Source organism: Cohnella thermotolerans DSM 17683, from assembly GCF_000429825.1.
Taxonomy (GTDB): domain Bacteria; phylum Bacillota; class Bacilli; order Paenibacillales; family Paenibacillaceae; genus Cohnella; species Cohnella thermotolerans.
Map to the genome: position 1 here is coordinate 1 of NZ_AUCP01000093.1, position 15431 is coordinate 15431.

14 protein-coding genes are annotated in these 15431 nt (G+C 48.0%); all 14 read left to right on the forward strand.

Annotated features, from left to right (window positions below; genetic code table 11):
- Nucleotides 1-319 precede the first annotated feature (319 nt).
- Nucleotides 320-1138: a S1 RNA-binding domain-containing protein gene (locus tag G485_RS0115925; RefSeq protein ID WP_051318337.1), complete on the forward strand. Its 819-nt coding sequence runs from the start codon at nt 320-322 to the stop codon at nt 1136-1138.
- Nucleotides 1139-1187: 49 nt separating this feature from the next.
- Nucleotides 1188-1853 carry a hypothetical protein gene (locus tag G485_RS0115930; protein WP_156922395.1) on the forward strand — a complete coding sequence of 222 codons (666 nt, stop codon included), beginning with the start codon at nt 1188-1190 and terminating at the stop codon, nt 1851-1853.
- A gap of 201 nt (nt 1854-2054) precedes the next feature.
- Complete coding sequence (locus tag G485_RS0115935; protein WP_035156625.1) at nt 2055-2687, forward strand: BglII/BstYI family type II restriction endonuclease; 633 nt, start codon at nt 2055-2057, stop codon at nt 2685-2687.
- Nucleotides 2684-3310, forward strand: coding sequence for an MT-A70 family methyltransferase (locus G485_RS29255; RefSeq protein WP_084423341.1), 627 nt, complete (start codon nt 2684-2686; stop codon nt 3308-3310). Before G485_RS0115935 ends, G485_RS29255 begins: the two co-directional genes overlap by 4 nt.
- Nucleotides 3311-3760: 450 nt before the next feature.
- Complete coding sequence (locus G485_RS0115940) at nt 3761-6472, forward strand: class I SAM-dependent DNA methyltransferase (protein ID WP_027093365.1); 2712 nt, start codon at nt 3761-3763, stop codon at nt 6470-6472.
- Between the two features lie 27 nt (nt 6473-6499).
- Entirely contained in the window at nt 6500-8590 is a 2091-nt protein-coding gene (locus G485_RS0115945) for a DEAD/DEAH box helicase (RefSeq protein ID WP_027093366.1), read from the forward strand.
- On the forward strand, nt 8583-9761 hold the full coding sequence (locus G485_RS0115950) for a GIY-YIG nuclease family protein (RefSeq protein ID WP_027093367.1): 1179 nt from the start codon (nt 8583-8585) through the stop codon (nt 9759-9761). The genes G485_RS0115945 and G485_RS0115950 overlap by 8 nt, the downstream gene beginning before the upstream one ends.
- 746 nt (nt 9762-10507) lie before the next feature.
- Entirely contained in the window at nt 10508-10762 is a 255-nt protein-coding gene (locus G485_RS0115955) for a hypothetical protein (protein WP_027093368.1), read from the forward strand.
- The gene (locus G485_RS0115960; protein ID WP_027093369.1) at nt 10759-11193 is read left to right on the forward strand and encodes a putative toxin-antitoxin system toxin component, PIN family; all 435 of its coding nucleotides are present in this window, start codon (nt 10759-10761) and stop codon (nt 11191-11193) included. The genes G485_RS0115955 and G485_RS0115960 overlap by 4 nt, the downstream gene beginning before the upstream one ends.
- A gap of 455 nt (nt 11194-11648) precedes the next feature.
- Complete coding sequence (locus G485_RS26845; protein ID WP_035156628.1) at nt 11649-11849, forward strand: hypothetical protein; 201 nt, start codon at nt 11649-11651, stop codon at nt 11847-11849.
- Between the two features lie 155 nt (nt 11850-12004).
- The gene (locus G485_RS0115970; protein ID WP_027093370.1) at nt 12005-12385 is read left to right on the forward strand and encodes a type II toxin-antitoxin system PemK/MazF family toxin; all 381 of its coding nucleotides are present in this window, start codon (nt 12005-12007) and stop codon (nt 12383-12385) included.
- Nucleotides 12386-12533: 148 nt separating this feature from the next.
- The gene (locus tag G485_RS28535; protein ID WP_051318338.1) at nt 12534-13490 is read left to right on the forward strand and encodes a hypothetical protein; all 957 of its coding nucleotides are present in this window, start codon (nt 12534-12536) and stop codon (nt 13488-13490) included.
- Nucleotides 13491-14383: 893 nt separating this feature from the next.
- On the forward strand, nt 14384-15106 hold the full coding sequence (locus tag G485_RS26855; protein ID WP_084423343.1) for a reverse transcriptase domain-containing protein: 723 nt from the start codon (nt 14384-14386) through the stop codon (nt 15104-15106).
- A 77-nt stretch (nt 15107-15183) separates the two neighbouring features.
- Nucleotides 15184-15431: transposase (locus G485_RS0115985; RefSeq protein WP_027093124.1), on the forward strand; the 248-nt coding region annotated here is incomplete at its 3' end.

Consider the following 15431-nt stretch of genomic DNA (forward strand, 5'->3'; position numbering starts at 1 on the left):
AAGAGATGGCGACGCGCGGGATACAGTCAGCGTGTAGGAAAATACGGAAGAGGCCAAGGGGACACTCTCAGATGGAAGAACCCGACTGATCGAGTCTACAGGGGGAGAAGGAACATTCCCGTCGGTAGCACCTACTGGCATTTTCCCAAGGACAGCCCAAGATCGTAAACACCTATTTTTCGTCCCTTCGGGCCGCTCCCGCGCTTCGCTTGGGCTGCGTCCCCCACCGGGACCATTACATTCAGTTTTCAAGGTACAAAAATCATAAGAGCAACCCCCAAATCAGGAGCTGCTCTTAGCATACAAGGAGGAAAAAACGATGAGCGCTGAATTAAAACGCGTATTGATCGAAGGTTTTCAGGAGGAAAAACTCCGGGAAGAGACGTACGACGAATCCTGGGCGCAAATTTACGCCGCAAAGCAAAACAACCTGATTCTGCAAGCCGGGATGATCGGCTGCGAAACCAAACTGGACAAGCTTTGCGCGGTTGTTGCGGTGGGGAATGTGCGGGGATACATTCCGCTCGAATTCTCCGGTGTGGACGACGCTCATGCGCTGCGTCGGATGATCGGGGAACCGCTCGCGTTCAAAATCGTTTCCTATGATCGCGAAGGTGATACGTTCATTGCCTCCCGAAAAGACGCCATCGAGCACATGGAAGGCATGACATGGAAACGGCTGGAGAAAGATGCCGTCATCACTGCCGTCGTGCGCCGGGTCGAGCGAAAAGCGCTCACGGTCGATATCGGCGGCATTCAACTCGAACTGCCGGTGCAGGAGTTCACGCACGGCTGGATAGAGGATCTGCGGGAAGCCGTTCATCCCGGCGATCACTTCAAGGTGAAAGTCGTCGAGCTGGACAAGGAGAACAAAAAGGTATCCGTCAGCAAAAAGGCGGTCGACCCCTGCCCGTGGCCGGACTGCACGAAACGGTATGTAAAAGGCGGCGAATACGTCGGGAAAGTGTCCGGCGTTGCCGAATACGGCATCTTCGTCAATTTGGAACCGGGCGTTGACGCGCTCGTGCCGCACATGCGATTTGACCGGCTGCGGCGCGGAAACCGCGTCCTGATCCGTATCCATGAGATGGATGTGAAAAAGCAGCGTATCCATGGACGCATCGTGCGGAAGCTGTAATTCAGCGGCGGGGCGGCATGAGTCCGCCCCATCTTTTTACAAAAGGGGGGTGAATCCGTTGCTTTCGCCTTTTTCCATCCGACACAATTGGACATTTTGTCCGGCTGACCAGACGGATCGGGAGCCGGGAAATGCGCCGATCCGTTATTCCCGAGAGGCGGAGGCTCTGAAAGCCATCGGACAGATCGGAATGATCGGCAGCGTGCAGATCGGACGGCTGTTTGGTTTCCAGCGCCGCCATGTCCGCAGGATGCTTTACGATAAGAAGCTGGTTCAGCACACGCTTGTCAAAAACAAAAACCCGATCCCGGTTTTCACACTCGGTTCGCGCGGCGCGAAACTTTTGAATTTTCCTGAACCCAATGTGCGAACCTGGACAACGGAACGCATTTTGAAATCGCTGGTCTTCTTTCAATTCTGCTGTGCCTTAAACGACAAACAAAAGGCGTTTCAAATTCACACGGCTCCGCAGCCGTTTACGGGCAAAGTCACCATCGGGCAAGACGATCGTTCGGTGTTGATCCTTCGAGAACCGATGGAAGGGCTGGACGATGCCCTGAGGCAAACCGCTGCCCCGATCATCGTCATCGCGGAATCGCTGGAGCAGGTCCAGCCCTTGAGTCACTTGCTGACAAATGCGAAACTGCTTTTGGATGAGGATTTGAAGGGTGACTATCGGTTTTATCGGTGGTATAATGGGGAGTGGATAAAATAATAATGACGCTTAAGCGTTAGTGCAGGCAAAGAGTAGTTCACATCAAGAACGGACAAGCCGTCGGGAGAATTTTGATTCCCTCGACGTTTGTTTATGACGATTTTGTTTTTCGTTGGTTTTCGGTAATGTGGCATGTATGAGATGGAAATGTATTCTGGTAAACGGAGCAGAGAAACAGCGCACTTTGAGTAGGGGAATTACATGCCAATGGTATATCTACCAGATGAAATTCGGGAACTGTATGAAGTTCATAATTTTCGCCACGCAGAAGAGCTGTTGGGTACAAGTTGTCAGAGTGAGTTTTCAGAGCTGATCGAAGCATTGCTCAATTTCCGCCTCACAACCGACGATCTCCTGATAGGGGGCGGCAATGAATCACCGATTCCAAAGCGATTCTCTGCTCTCCTTCGTCCAGTCGGCTGGTATGAGACAAGGATTAAAGGCGATTTGCTTGTCAAAAAAACTGTCCACGGAGAAACGATCGAGACCCATGATTTCGTCATCGAGGATTTTCTTGACGGACACAAAGTGGACTACGTGAAAAACCGCGTAGCTTTTGATTTGGAATGGAACAGTAAGGATCAAACCTTTGACCGCGATCTGTATGCCTTTCGTGCATTTCACGAGGCAGGCATAATCAGCGCGGGGGTACTGGTTACACGGAGTCAATCACTCGACGAAGTGTTCGCAGATCTGGGCATCAAGCAAAAATACGGCGCGAGCACGACGTGGATGGGAAAGCTCCTTTATCGCCTCAAAGCAGGTAGAAATGGTGGCTGTCCCGTTCTCGCTCTCGGCATTACACCAAGACTTATTAGGGACTGGTCTAAATGAATAAAGCTGGAATCGATTTTCTCACAGCGTGTCAGGGAATCAAGTTCAGGACGGTGCTGGCAGATCCTCCGTGGCGATTCCAAAATCGCACAGGGAAAATGGCTCCTGAACATAAACGGCTTTCCAGATACCCCACCATGACGCTGGAGGAAATCAAAGAACTTCCCGTTTCTGAGGTTGTAACAGAACCCGCGCATCTGTACCTGTGGGTACCAAATGCCCTTTTGCCTGAAGGTCTTGCGGTTATGGAGGCTTGGGGTTTCTGTTACAAAACAAATATCGTGTGGCACAAAGTTAGAAAAGACGGCGAACCAGACGGTCGGGGAGTTGGTTTCTACTTCAGAAACACGACAGAACTTTTGCTTTTTGGCGTGCGAGGCAAAAACGCGAGGACACTTGACCCAGGACGACGACAGGTAAATGTGATTCGCACTCTGAAAAGGGAGCACTCCCGTAAACCAGATGAGCAATATGATCTAATCGAATCGTGCAGCCCAGGACCCTACATCGAATTGTTTGCGCGTGGATGCAGACCGGACTGGTATACGTGGGGAAATCAAGCCGATGATAACTATTTCCCAACATGGGCTACTTATGCAAACCATTCGCAATCTGGGCGATAAGAAGACGGGGTAGGCAAATGCCTGCCCCTTTTTGATCTTCTGCGTCTGCAATCCTCACATGTGGAGTGCTGTGTGTCGCTCATCCGAAAGTAAAAAATATAGCCGCATTTACCTAATAACATAAGGCTCCTGCTAAAATAAGCAGGGGTCTATATGTTGGGAAAGTTTAGTTTAAGTCTCCAACCGGAAGCTATCAGTGCGTTAGTAATGGATCGATCGTTACTGACTTATGATCCTCCTAGCTAAACATTTCAATTTGCTGTTGATATAATGGAACTCAAAATAGAGTTGACAAATCCCTTGCGAATCTATCGTTGATAGTGAAGCGGTAAAATATATACGTTTATCGGTTACATTGATTTATCCAGTTTTTAGGACTTGTTTGTTATCTCTTCAAAGGATGAGTAATCTTTATCTTTCTACTAGACTTAACAGGGGAGGAGACGGGTTATGAACCCAGTAGAAATCGAAGAAGCTGTCTCCGAATTAGCGAGTCAACCTTTTGACAAGAATGAGTTTCCGTTTGCTTTCCTACGGGCGTTCGGTAACAAAGAAACCACTATTAGACGACTGCGCTCAGGCGAGACTAATAAGTCTGACATAGGTGGAGTTTTACAGACGAACAATATCCATATCGCGGTCGCTCAAGTTGGTGAGGTTAGCAAAACACTTAATTCACTGAAAGCGAGCCCGGCAACAACCAGAGCGAAAGCACGCTACATACTCGCCACTGATGGAGTAGACTTCGAGGCTGAGGATTTGGAGTCCGGAGAGACAGTTGTTTGTGCTTATCGAGATTTTCCAGATCATTTTGGTTTCTTCTTACCGCTTGCAGGTATTTCGACCGTCAAACAGATTCGCGAAAGTTCATTCGATATTCGTGCAACGAGCCGGTTGAACCGACTATATGTCGAACTGTTAAAAGAGAACCCGCAATGGGGAACGGTCGAACGGCGTCACGAGATGAATCACTTTATGGCTCGGTTGATATTTTGCTTTTTCGCCGAAGACACCGGGATATTCAGAGAGATGAAGCTGTTTACCAGAACTATTGAGATGATGAGCACACAGGATGCATCAAACACGCATGAAGTGATTAGCGAGATCTTCCGAGCCATGAGCATGAATAATTCTGACCGAGTAAAAGCTAAAATTGCACGCTGGGCCGACGCGTTCCCATACGTTAATGGAGGACTCTTTTCAGGCAGTGTAGATGTGCCGAAATTCAGCAAAATTGCACGTTCGTACCTGCTACATATAGGTAATCTTGATTGGACAAAGATAAATCCTGACATCTTTGGCTCAATGATTCAGGCGGTGGCTGACGACGAGGAACGTGGCGCGCTTGGTATGCACTATACAAGCGTGCCTAATATTCTGAAGGTACTCAATCCACTATTCTTGGATGATTTGCGAGCGCAACTAGAGGCGGCAGGTGATAACCCTCGCATGTTGCTCAATCTGCGCAAACGCTTATCCAGGATTCGGGTTTTTGATCCGGCATGTGGCTCAGGCAACTTTCTAGTCATCGCATACAAGCAAATGCGAGAGATTGAAAACATTATTAACGAGCGACGCGGTGAACGTGGGAGGGAGACTGAAATACCACTGACAAATTTTAGGGGTATTGAAATCCGTCACTTTTCAGCTGAAATTGCCCGTCTCGCTCTCATTATTGCTGAATATCAATGCAATGTACTTTATCGTGGTCCGACTCTTGCTCTAGCTGAATTTTTACCGCTATCTTCTGACAACTGGATCATTTGTGGAAATGCCCTGCGACTGGATTGGCTCAGTATCTGCCCACCAACTGGAATAGATGTAAAGATCCACTCCGATGATCTTTTTGGCAAACCTTTAGATCAAGTGGAGATCGACTTTGAAAATGAGGGTGGAGAGCTTTACATTTGTGGGAATCCACCATATTTGGGTGCTAAGAAAAAATCAAAAGCTCAAGCTGAAGATATGGTTGCAGTCGGTTTGGGCAATTTGCAACTACTTGATTACGTGTCCGCATTTATCGTAAAAGGGCTTGATGTCATTCAGCAAACAAAGAGCAAGATGGCCTTAGTTTCAACAAGTTCAATTTGCCAAGGTGAACAAGTAGCATTGCTTTGGCCGATAATACTGGATAAAGCAGTGATAAGTTTCGCTTATCGCCCTTTCAAATGGGCTAACTCAGCTGCACATAATGCTGGTGTTTGGTGTACGATAATCGGTTTAGAGGCTTCAACACGTGGATTGAAAAAGCTTTTTTTTGAGGACCGTGTTCAACTTTGCGAAAACATATCACCATATCTGCTTGCTGGTCCAAGTATTTATTGTACTCCAGTCAACAAACCAATAAGTTGTCTGCCGCCTATGAAAATGGGAAGTAACGCAGTTGATGGCAAACGGCTTATTTTGGAAAGGAGAGACGTAGAAAGAATAAGAACCGAAAATCCTGAAGTAATGAAATACATTAAACAGTATGGTGGTACGCAGGAAATGCTTTCGGGGGTTCACCGTTGGTGTATTTGGATTGAAGATGACGAAGTGGCTAATGCAATAAAAATAGCACCTTTGCGTGAAATAATTGAAAATTGTAGACAGTACAGAGAAGGAGCAGGAAGGGATGCCAGGAAAGCTGCCCGGCGACCACATGCATTTTGTTACTCAACATTCGAATCGCGAGATTTTATTCATGTTGGTAATACAATCGGAAATGCTTTACCATATGTCCCTGCTGATTTAAGAAAAGGTGGATATGTCGCAAATCACAACTCTTTTACTATTTATTGCACTCATCTCTATGTGTTTGCGGTATTAGTATCGACTTTACATCGTGTGTGGGCGGACACTGTTGCGGGTCGCCTAGGTAATGGTACAAGGTATGGAAATACTGTTGTTTACAATACATTCCCGTTGCCAATGCTGACCGAAAAAAACAAAGCTGATTTGTCTCGTTGCGCTGAGAATATCTTGCTGGCTCGTGAGGCGCATTTTCCAGCTACAATCGCGGAGCTTTATGCTGACATGCCTGCCGATTTAAGAGAGGCTCATGAGCGAAATGATGAAGTTCTTGAGCGTATCTATATCGGGCGGCGCTTTCGGAATGATACGGAGAGATTGGAAAAACTTTTCGAATTCTATAATAAAATGACGGCTTCAAAAAAAGCTTAAGATGAAAGGAAAAAAGGAGGACAATACATGACCGAGGGGAAGAAATTGATTCCTTCCATTTCTGTAACATATGCCCGTAATGGAAAAAACGGGAAGGTCAATGCATTGGGTATGCGTCCTATGCAGGAACGTGTGTACGAGCGGCGTGGCGAACAGTACCTCCTTATCAAATCGCCGCCGGCCTCCGGCAAGAGTCGGGCATTAATGTTTATTGCTCTGGACAAGCTTTACAATCAGGGGCTTAAACAGGCAATAATTGTGGTGCCGGAGAAATCCATCGGTGCGAGCTTCAATGACGAGCCGCTGAGCCAATTTGGATTTTGGGCTGACTGGAAAGTGGAGCCGAAATGGAATCTATGTAACGCTCCTGGTTCAGATAATGGTGGGAAAGTTAATTCGGTGGGCGCTTTCCTCGAAAGCAATGATAAGGTATTAGTCTGTACACATGCTACCTTCAGGTTCGCAGTTGACAAGTATGGCGTGGAGGCATTTGATAACAGGCTGATTGCAGTGGACGAGTTTCACCACGTTTCGGCCAACCCTGACAACAAACTTGGTCTGCATCTCGGGCAATTCATCGCCCGTGATCGTGTACATATTGTAGCGATGACAGGTTCTTACTTCAGGGGTGATGCTGATGCTGTGCTAGCCCCACAGGATGAGGCGAAGTTCGATACTGTCACTTACACTTATTATGAGCAACTTAGCGGCTACGAGTACCTGAAGCAGCTTGACATTGGGTACTACTTTTATTCAGGTTCATATACCGATGATATTCTTAAGGTGCTCGATCTGACCGAGAAGACGATTATCCACATTCCTAATGTCAATTCTCGTGAAAGTACGAAGGACAAGATTAGGGAAGTTGAGCACATCATTGAAAAACTGGGCGAATGGCAAGGGACCGATCCCGTGACAGGATTCCAACTTGTCAAGACACCAGATGGTCGAATCTTGCGAATCGCTGACCTAGTGGATGACGACCCAACCAAGCGTGATAAAGTGGTTACAGCGCTGAAAGACCCTGCAAATAAAAACAACCGCGACCATGTCGACATTATCATTGCTCTAGGTATGGCTAAGGAAGGCTTTGACTGGATATGGTGCGAGCATGCACTGACGATTGGCTATCGGTCAAGTCTTACCGAGATCGTGCAAATCATCGGCCGTGCGACTCGTGATGCACCAGGTAAAACTCGCGCTCGATTTACAAATTTGATTGCTGAACCTGATGCTTCTGAGCAGATCGTTACAGAAGCGGTGAATGATACCTTGAAGGCTATCGCCGCCAGTCTGCTGATGGAACAGGTCCTCGCTCCTAGATTCGAGTTTAAACCAAAGAATCCGGAGAGCGGCCCGGTGCCCGGGTTCGATTACGGCGACGACGGTTATGACCCAGAAAAATGTAATGTTGGGTTTAATCACGAAACGGGACAGTTGCAAATCGAGATTAAGGGACTTTCCGAGCCCAAGAGCGAGGAAGCCCGGCGCATATGTCGGGAAGATCTGAATGAAGTTATTGCGACATTCATGCAGGATAAGAGCTCCATTGAGCGTGGCTTATTTGACGAAGAACTCGTTCCGGAGGAACTGACCCAGGTTCGGCTGGGTAAAATTATAAGGGACAAGTATCCCGATCTTGTAATGGAAGACCAGGAAGCTGTACGTCAATACGCTATTGCTGCCCTTAACCTGATGCAACAGGCCAAGAAAACAGAACATGACAATCTTGGGGGGAATAAGGAACCGACAGCCAATACAGCGTTTATTGACGGAGTGCGTAGGTTCGTATTAAGTGTACGTGAACTGGACATCGATCTTATTGATCGCATTAATCCATTCAGTAAGGCATATGCGATTCTTGCAAAGTCTTTAAGTGAGGAGCGTCTGAAACAAGTTGCAGCTGTGATTTCGGCTAAACGTGTAAGTATTCCCTATGAGGAAGCCAGAACGCTTGCAGAGCGGGCTCTAAAGTTTAAGAAAGAACGTGGACGACTGCCGGATATTAATGCGCAAGATCCATGGGAGAAACGCATGGCAGAAGGTGTAGCAGCCTTGCAACGTTATCGTGCAAACCAGAAGGCCGCAGAAAGTAGTGGGGGAGATGTGAATGCCTGACCTTTCCGACGACGAATTGCTAGAGGAGCTAGGCGTGGAGCAGGAGGTACCGAGGACAAGCTCTTACACGCCAAGAGAGGAACGTATCATCGCAGGTTTTGAAGAAATTCAGCGATTTGTTGAGAAGTATGGCCGCGAACCGCAGTTTCATGAAGACAATGACATCTTCGAGAGATTGTATGCCGTAAGGCTCAATCGTCTTCGTGAGTTAGAAGAATACCGCAAACTACTTGTACCATTTGATTATCAAGGACTACTGAGTAAGAAAGAGATTACGAAGGTTGTATCAGTGAAAACGATGGATGATGATGAATTGCTCTCCGAGCTTGAAAGCACGGATCTTTTGGACATAACAGTGTTGCGCCATGTCCGTTCACATACTGAAATAAAGACCGCAGAAGAAATTGCAAGTCGCGAAAAGTGCGAGGATTTCGAACGTTTTCGACCTTTGTTTATACAAGTTGAACATGAGCTCAAATCTGGTATACGACAAGCGTGGCGATTTGGTAAGGACGCGAGCATCAATGCGGGGGATATTTTTATATTGAGTGGCCAATTCGTTTACGTGGCTGAAAAAGGTAACGAATTTAAAACACCCAATGGCCTAACTGATGCTCGGCTCAGGGTCATTTATTCCAACGGTACCGAAAGTAATCTCCTTCTCAGGTCTTTGCAGCGAGCATTGTACAAAGACAAGGCAGGACGACGTTTGACTGATCCAGACTTAGGTCCTATGTTTAGTGGAACTTGGGATGATGATGTAGAAACTGGCACTATCTATGTCTTACGTAGCATGTCCGATCATCCTTTCATTGCAGAACACCGCAATCTGATTCACAAAATTGGAGTAACAGGAGGTAAAGTCGAGACTCGAATTGCCAATGCAGTACATGATGCCACATATCTGCTAGCGGATGTTGAAGTTGTAGCTACCTACAAATTGGCTGGAATTAACCGTACAAAGTTGGAGGGAATATTTCATCGAATATTTGCACCAGCTCAGCTCGATCTTACCATCCGTGATCGGTTCGGAAATCCTGTTCGGCCAAAAGAATGGTTCCTTGTGCCGCTGCATGTTATTGATGAAGCAGTAGACCGTATTCGGGATGGTTCAATTACAAATTTTATTTATGATCCCAAGACAGCCAGCTTGGTCAGCCTAGCAAAATAATGTTGGAATCTGACGAATATAACTGTGAGATTTATTCAGGTTGGTTAATAACTAAGGTACAGCACTACGGTCGGCAGTCAGCACACGCGGTGTGTTGGTCATGCGCGAAAAAAACGACGGTTTGGACGAATCCCTCCGTCGCCAGCCCCGTGTCATCATCATCGCGGAAACGCTAGACCAAGCGTGACCATTGGGAGAATTGATCCTTGGTGTGCTGCTTCTGCTCGACGTGAATTTGAGGGGAGAGTATCATTTTTACCGGTGAGTGGCTCCGGTGAAACGAGGCACATTTTTTTCATACCGAACATATGCTTGCTTTTCGAGCAGAAGGGGGGTATAATGAAAATACAGTATTTACCACCCTACACTCCCAACGCCGGAGACAAGGGATTCCCTCGCTGGAGGTCCGAAAGCCATCGCGGATCGCGGAACGGCAGGGCTCCTGTGCCGAAAGGGCAGGAAAAAGCAAGGACCTTTTCCCATCCCTCTTTTTCGTTTGGATGGCGGCGAAAAAGAGAGGGTCAAGATGGGGCAAAAGTTTCCACCCGACACTCCCGATGCCGGAGACGAGGGCCGCGGTGCCGAGAGGGCCGTGTAAAAGAATGGCGCATGCGCATGCGCTTTAAAAAGGACAACCGTGATTAAAAGCCGATTTTTTGTGCAGAGATTTTCTGCCCGCAGAATCGGCTTTTTTGTTTTTATTAGAAAGCGAAAGGGTGATATACTGAAGCCATGAGGTGATTGGGATGAAACGCGCGTTGGAATTGCTGGAAGAGGTCAAAAAATTGCCGGACGATGAACTGGGCGTTTTTTACGGTCTGTTTCGGAAATATATGCAAGAGAAGGAGGAAGAAAGAATGTTAGCCTCGTTGGAAGCTGATTTTGAAGCGTGCCGTAAAGAATATGAAGACGCGCCGAAGTTAAGTGACGAAGAGATCGACAAAATCATCAAGGATGTTCGGCGTCAGAACCGCCGCACCAGCGAGGCGTCGACGACATGAGGGTGATTGTCGACACCAGCACGTTCATCAGAGGGATGCTGGAGGGTGATATTCAGGCCGAACGGGTTATTAAAAGAGCGATCGTTTACTGCCAACCAGTAGCGACTGAAGAAATGGCTAAGGAATTAAATGTGGCCATATACCAGGTCGCGGTCCGTAAGGGAAAAAACCCGGTTCCAGCCTTGCGTTTGGCGGGCGTTTATTTATTACGTTCGGAGATGATTCTAAAATCCACACGGTTTCCGTGGTGTTATGATCCCGAAGATGCCATGTTCGTGGAATGCGCCATTGACGGCAAAGCGGATGTTGTCGTCTCAAACGACCGAAGTTTGACTGCCTTGAAAGAATACGTAACGGATGAATACGCGCAATCGCTGGTTCGTCCCATTCAATTCTTAACGCCCGAGCAATTCATCCAGGCGTTTTTTTAATTTTCAGCCCGAACGTATGCTTGCATTTCCATTAGAAAGTGAGTATAATGACTTTGCACAATTGTACCACCCTACACTCCCGAAAGCCGGAGACAAGGGATTCCCTCGCCCGTGGATTGGCCATCACAGTCCTTTTGCGGGAAGGGAGCCTGTACCGAAAGGACAGGAAGTGAGGACCCTCCCCATCACTCTTCGTAGCGATGATGGCGCTATGAAAGAGCAGGGCAAGATGGGACGAAAGTGTAACCCGACACTCCCCGACTGTGCAGGAGACGAGGGCCGCGGATTCGAGAGAACCGTGTAAAAGGGGCATTCAGTGATGTTTAAGAGCTGATTCGTTCATGGGGTTCTCCATAATTGAATCAGCTTTTGTTGTTTAATGTAGGATGAAGGGAGATGCTTACAGCCAGAGAATGTGATAAGATGAAGTCAGGAAGAAGGCGGAGGGAACAGGTATGGCACAAATACTCTCTTTTCCCCGGAAAAAACAGACGGATGATTCCTTCGATCTCGCTACGAAAGCCATAGAAGACCGCTTCGGCGTATCGCTTTGGGAATTCATGGCGATTGACGGAAGACGGACTTCGGAAACACAGGCGAAGATCGACAAGGCTTTGCGAAAAGAGACATTTAAGATCCCGTTAAGGGATGAGTAAAATCCACTCGGATCTCTGAAGTGGATTTTTTATTTGGTGAGGTGTAAAAATTGCGGTACTTTGAACGAGGTTTTGTATTTCAAGGGTTCATTCCGAAGCCTGAACTTACGGATCAGACACCGCCGCCAAGCTTTATCCTCCACGGAGAACATAAGTTGATCGTTCTTCATGACAGTGATGCGGTCGAACTCGACAGAAGGTTGGCTTTGGTAGTACCCATTACATCCGCAACTGCCGAAAGAAAAAGAGCTTTTAAAGAAGGACGGCCGATCCTGGAGTCATACGTTCCGCTGTCGCCTGAGGACTATCCTTTTTTGCAGCATGAAAGCTATGTAAGCACAGCGCAAATTTGCCCGATAAATCGAAAATGGCTTGTTTCATATATCGACAAAATCCAACCGGCCAAAATGGAAGAAATTGATCTCCATGTCATCCGTAATATCGGACTCATGAATACAGTTGTAAAACTCGCAGAAAGGCTTTATCGCGATCAACTTTTCAAAGCGGATGCGGAAACAGCAGCGGATCACGAGTAACGAAACGGACAAGCCTAAAAAATAAAGTGTTTGAAAAGCGTATCTTTCCCTTTTCCAAAGGGCAGATACGCTTTTTCTTTTTCAAAAACTGCCTCCCCTGTGCGGGCAAAAAAAGCGCAGGACGCCGGAAGGCGGGAAAGGAGCAAAAATGGCAAGCGACCAGGAAAAAGCATACCCGACGCCGCTCGATCTTTCCGTCATGGAAAAAGTGGTCATCCGAGGTGATCTCTCTGTCTTGAATCCCCAGGAGCGATTGGTGTATTACACAAAGGTATGCGAAACGCTGGGGCTCAACCCGCTTACAAAACCGTTCGATTACCTTAAGCTCGACGGGAAATTGGTTCTTTACGCCAAGCGCGACTGTACCGATCAGCTCCGAAAAGTTCATGGCATCAGTATCACGATTACAAATCGTGAGCGGATTGGGGACGTTTATTGCGTCACCGCGCGTGCCGCCATGCCGGATGGGCGGACTGATGAAGCGATCGGTGTTGTTTCGCTCCTCAAGAAGGAAACCGTGTGGGACGAAATGCGGCAGCGGAACGTGCCGACTGGCAACATCGTGCCGCTCGCTCCGGATGAACTCGCAAACGCGCTTATGAAGGCCGAAACCAAAGCCAAGCGCCGCGTGACGCTTTCGATTGCGGGCCTCGGAATGATGGACGAATCCGAAATTGAGACGGTGGAGGGTGCGCAGCGGATCATCATTGAGGACGTACCGGTTAACGAATCCGGTTCGAATCATGAACCGAAGGCTGAAAGCCGCCATTCCTCGCCCTCGAAGATCGAGCCTGAAGCAGTCAAAGGCTCGCAAGGCAAATCGGAACCCCATCGTCCGGAAAATCAATCTCCAAAAACGACCGGCAACGCGATTTATCGGCTCGTTGATATGAAAACGGGAGTCTCCCCGAGCGGTTTGACGTTTGTCCAAATGATCGTGCAGAACGTCCGAACCGGCAAGACGGAAACCGTCATTGCCAAAACGCCGGAAACGCTCGAAGTGACCGCCGAAATCAAGAACGATTCACAATTCGAACTGGATCTGATGGTCGAGAACGGATTCAAGATTGTGCAAGCCATCCGCGTTCTCGACCACGCGGCATGATCGCCTTTACGGACGGAGCGGCGCTCATCTGCGTTGTTCCGTCCCGCACCCATAACGGCGTGTATCTGGTTCGATGCGAGCCGGTCGAAACCGACCTGATCGTCAGCCACGACTGTCCGGCGATCCGATTTGGGCGAGCGTGCCGTCACATTCAAGAGGCGGCCTCCGCCTACGAACTCTGGCATTGGTGGGAGCGTGCGACCTGTTTCCCTATAACCGCATAACAGCGGGAAAAGGGAGGACCTTACGTCTAACTCTACTTCCGATTGCGGGAATGATGGAACCATGTCTTCCTGAAACCGCAAGACTAAGACTCCTGCATGCATTGTGTCGGCAGAATGCAATGTATGAAGCCAGGTAAAGTCGGCCAAACCTTTCCTGAAGCCACTAGCAATAGAAGGTATGGAGAGGGATAGGCCGGGTCGCTGAAAAGCTGGTCATGGTGAGAATGATTACAGAAGAAATCTGACGAATCTCCGAACGTATACGGGTCTAAAACCAAGCAATACTTGAAAAGGTATTGATGACAATCTGTCAGGTGGGTGGAGTGGAGTATGAAAGTTCCCTAAGAAACACTCTATACCGGACTATGGCGGTATCCAGCCCACAGGCTCAGAGGAGACACCTAAAACCAGCATGGATAGCCAGGAAGTAGGGAACAGGGAAAGCGACAGACGTCCATACCAAACGCGCTGTCACGCGGGGCGGTTGCTATAAGGCATTTTGCCGAAGTGCATTTACTGTCGTGAGAGCGGGGGCACGACCGAAGAAGCTTCTGTAATGGAAGTGGAGGAACAGCCCCCAGTCCGGATGTTTCAAAAGACGATTCTTCCAATTGCATTGGGGTCAGGTAGGAATATGGGAACATCCCAACGGAGAGGAGGGATGCCACCATGCAAGCGCTGCGATATTGGGAGTACTACGGGCTTACTGAAACCTTCGACAAGCTCTATGAGCAGTCCAAAACAGGCAAGAAATTTGATCGAATATACGATCTTATCACCAGCCGGGAAAACATCCTGCTTGCCTTCAGGACAATCAAGAGCAACAAAGGTTCAGTTACGCCCGGAACAGATGGTGTTACCATCGAAGATATTAAAAGAATCCCGCAGGATACGCTGGTTGGACTAATCCAAAAACAATTAGCCAACTATCGTCCTCGTAAAGTCCGGAGGGTATATATCCCCAAGGAAAGCGGCGACGGCGAACGCCCACTGGGCATTCCCTGTATAATGGACAGAATCATACAGCAAGCCTTCAAACAAGTCCTCGAACCCATCTGCGAAGCAAAGTTTTATGAGCATAGTTATGGATTCCGCCCGTTAAGATCAACACATCACGCACTTGCAAGAGTCCAACACCTAATTAACCACGCGGAACTTCATTACATGGTGAACATTGACATTAAAGGTTTCTTTGACAATGTCAATCACACCCGGCTTATGAAACAACTGTGGAACATGGGAATACAGGACAGAAAGGTGCTCAGGATCATTTCCAAAATGATTAAAGCTCCTATTGAAGGCGAAGGAATACCAGATAAGGGCACACCACAGGGCGGTATCATCTCTCCATTGCTTTCAAACATTGTACTAAACGATTTAGAAGTCCGGTGAAAAAGTCCGCCAAGCAGGCTTTTACCACGGTTTTGTCGAATTATACAGTAACACGACCATTGAAAGAGTGATTGAGCATGAAAGCAAGTAAGTCGTCGACCATCCAGCCTCAGTTGTTCCAATTCATCGACATGGATGAACTCGTGCCGAAAAAGCACATTTTGCGCCAGTTGAACGAAGCTATCGATTTCTCTATGGTCTATGATTGGGTGGCACCACTGTATACGGAGAGTACTGGGCGTCCCGCTGCCGATCCGGAGCGGATCGTCCGACTGACGTTGCTTTCGTATCTGTTCAACCACTCCGAACGGGAACTGTATCAACT

Excerpts from the sequence above, each read along its gene's own strand:
- G485_RS0115925 (WP_051318337.1), top strand. The coding sequence starts at position 320 with ATGAGCGCTGAATTAAAACGCGTATTGATCGAAGGTTTTCAGGAGGAA.
- G485_RS0115935 (WP_035156625.1), top strand. The coding sequence starts at position 2,055 with ATGCCAATGGTATATCTACCAGATGAAATTCGGGAACTGTATGAAGTT.
- G485_RS29255 (WP_084423341.1), top strand. The coding sequence starts at position 2,684 with ATGAATAAAGCTGGAATCGATTTTCTCACAGCGTGTCAGGGAATCAAG.
- G485_RS0115940 (WP_027093365.1), top strand. The coding sequence starts at position 3,761 with ATGAACCCAGTAGAAATCGAAGAAGCTGTCTCCGAATTAGCGAGTCAA.
- G485_RS0115945 (WP_027093366.1), top strand. The coding sequence starts at position 6,500 with ATGACCGAGGGGAAGAAATTGATTCCTTCCATTTCTGTAACATATGCC.
- G485_RS0115950 (WP_027093367.1), top strand. The coding sequence starts at position 8,583 with ATGCCTGACCTTTCCGACGACGAATTGCTAGAGGAGCTAGGCGTGGAG.
- G485_RS0115955 (WP_027093368.1), top strand. The coding sequence starts at position 10,508 with ATGAAACGCGCGTTGGAATTGCTGGAAGAGGTCAAAAAATTGCCGGAC.
- G485_RS0115960 (WP_027093369.1), top strand. The coding sequence starts at position 10,759 with ATGAGGGTGATTGTCGACACCAGCACGTTCATCAGAGGGATGCTGGAG.
- G485_RS26845 (WP_035156628.1), top strand. The coding sequence starts at position 11,649 with ATGGCACAAATACTCTCTTTTCCCCGGAAAAAACAGACGGATGATTCC.
- G485_RS28535 (WP_051318338.1), top strand. The coding sequence starts at position 12,534 with ATGGCAAGCGACCAGGAAAAAGCATACCCGACGCCGCTCGATCTTTCC.
- G485_RS26855 (WP_084423343.1), top strand. The coding sequence starts at position 14,384 with ATGCAAGCGCTGCGATATTGGGAGTACTACGGGCTTACTGAAACCTTC.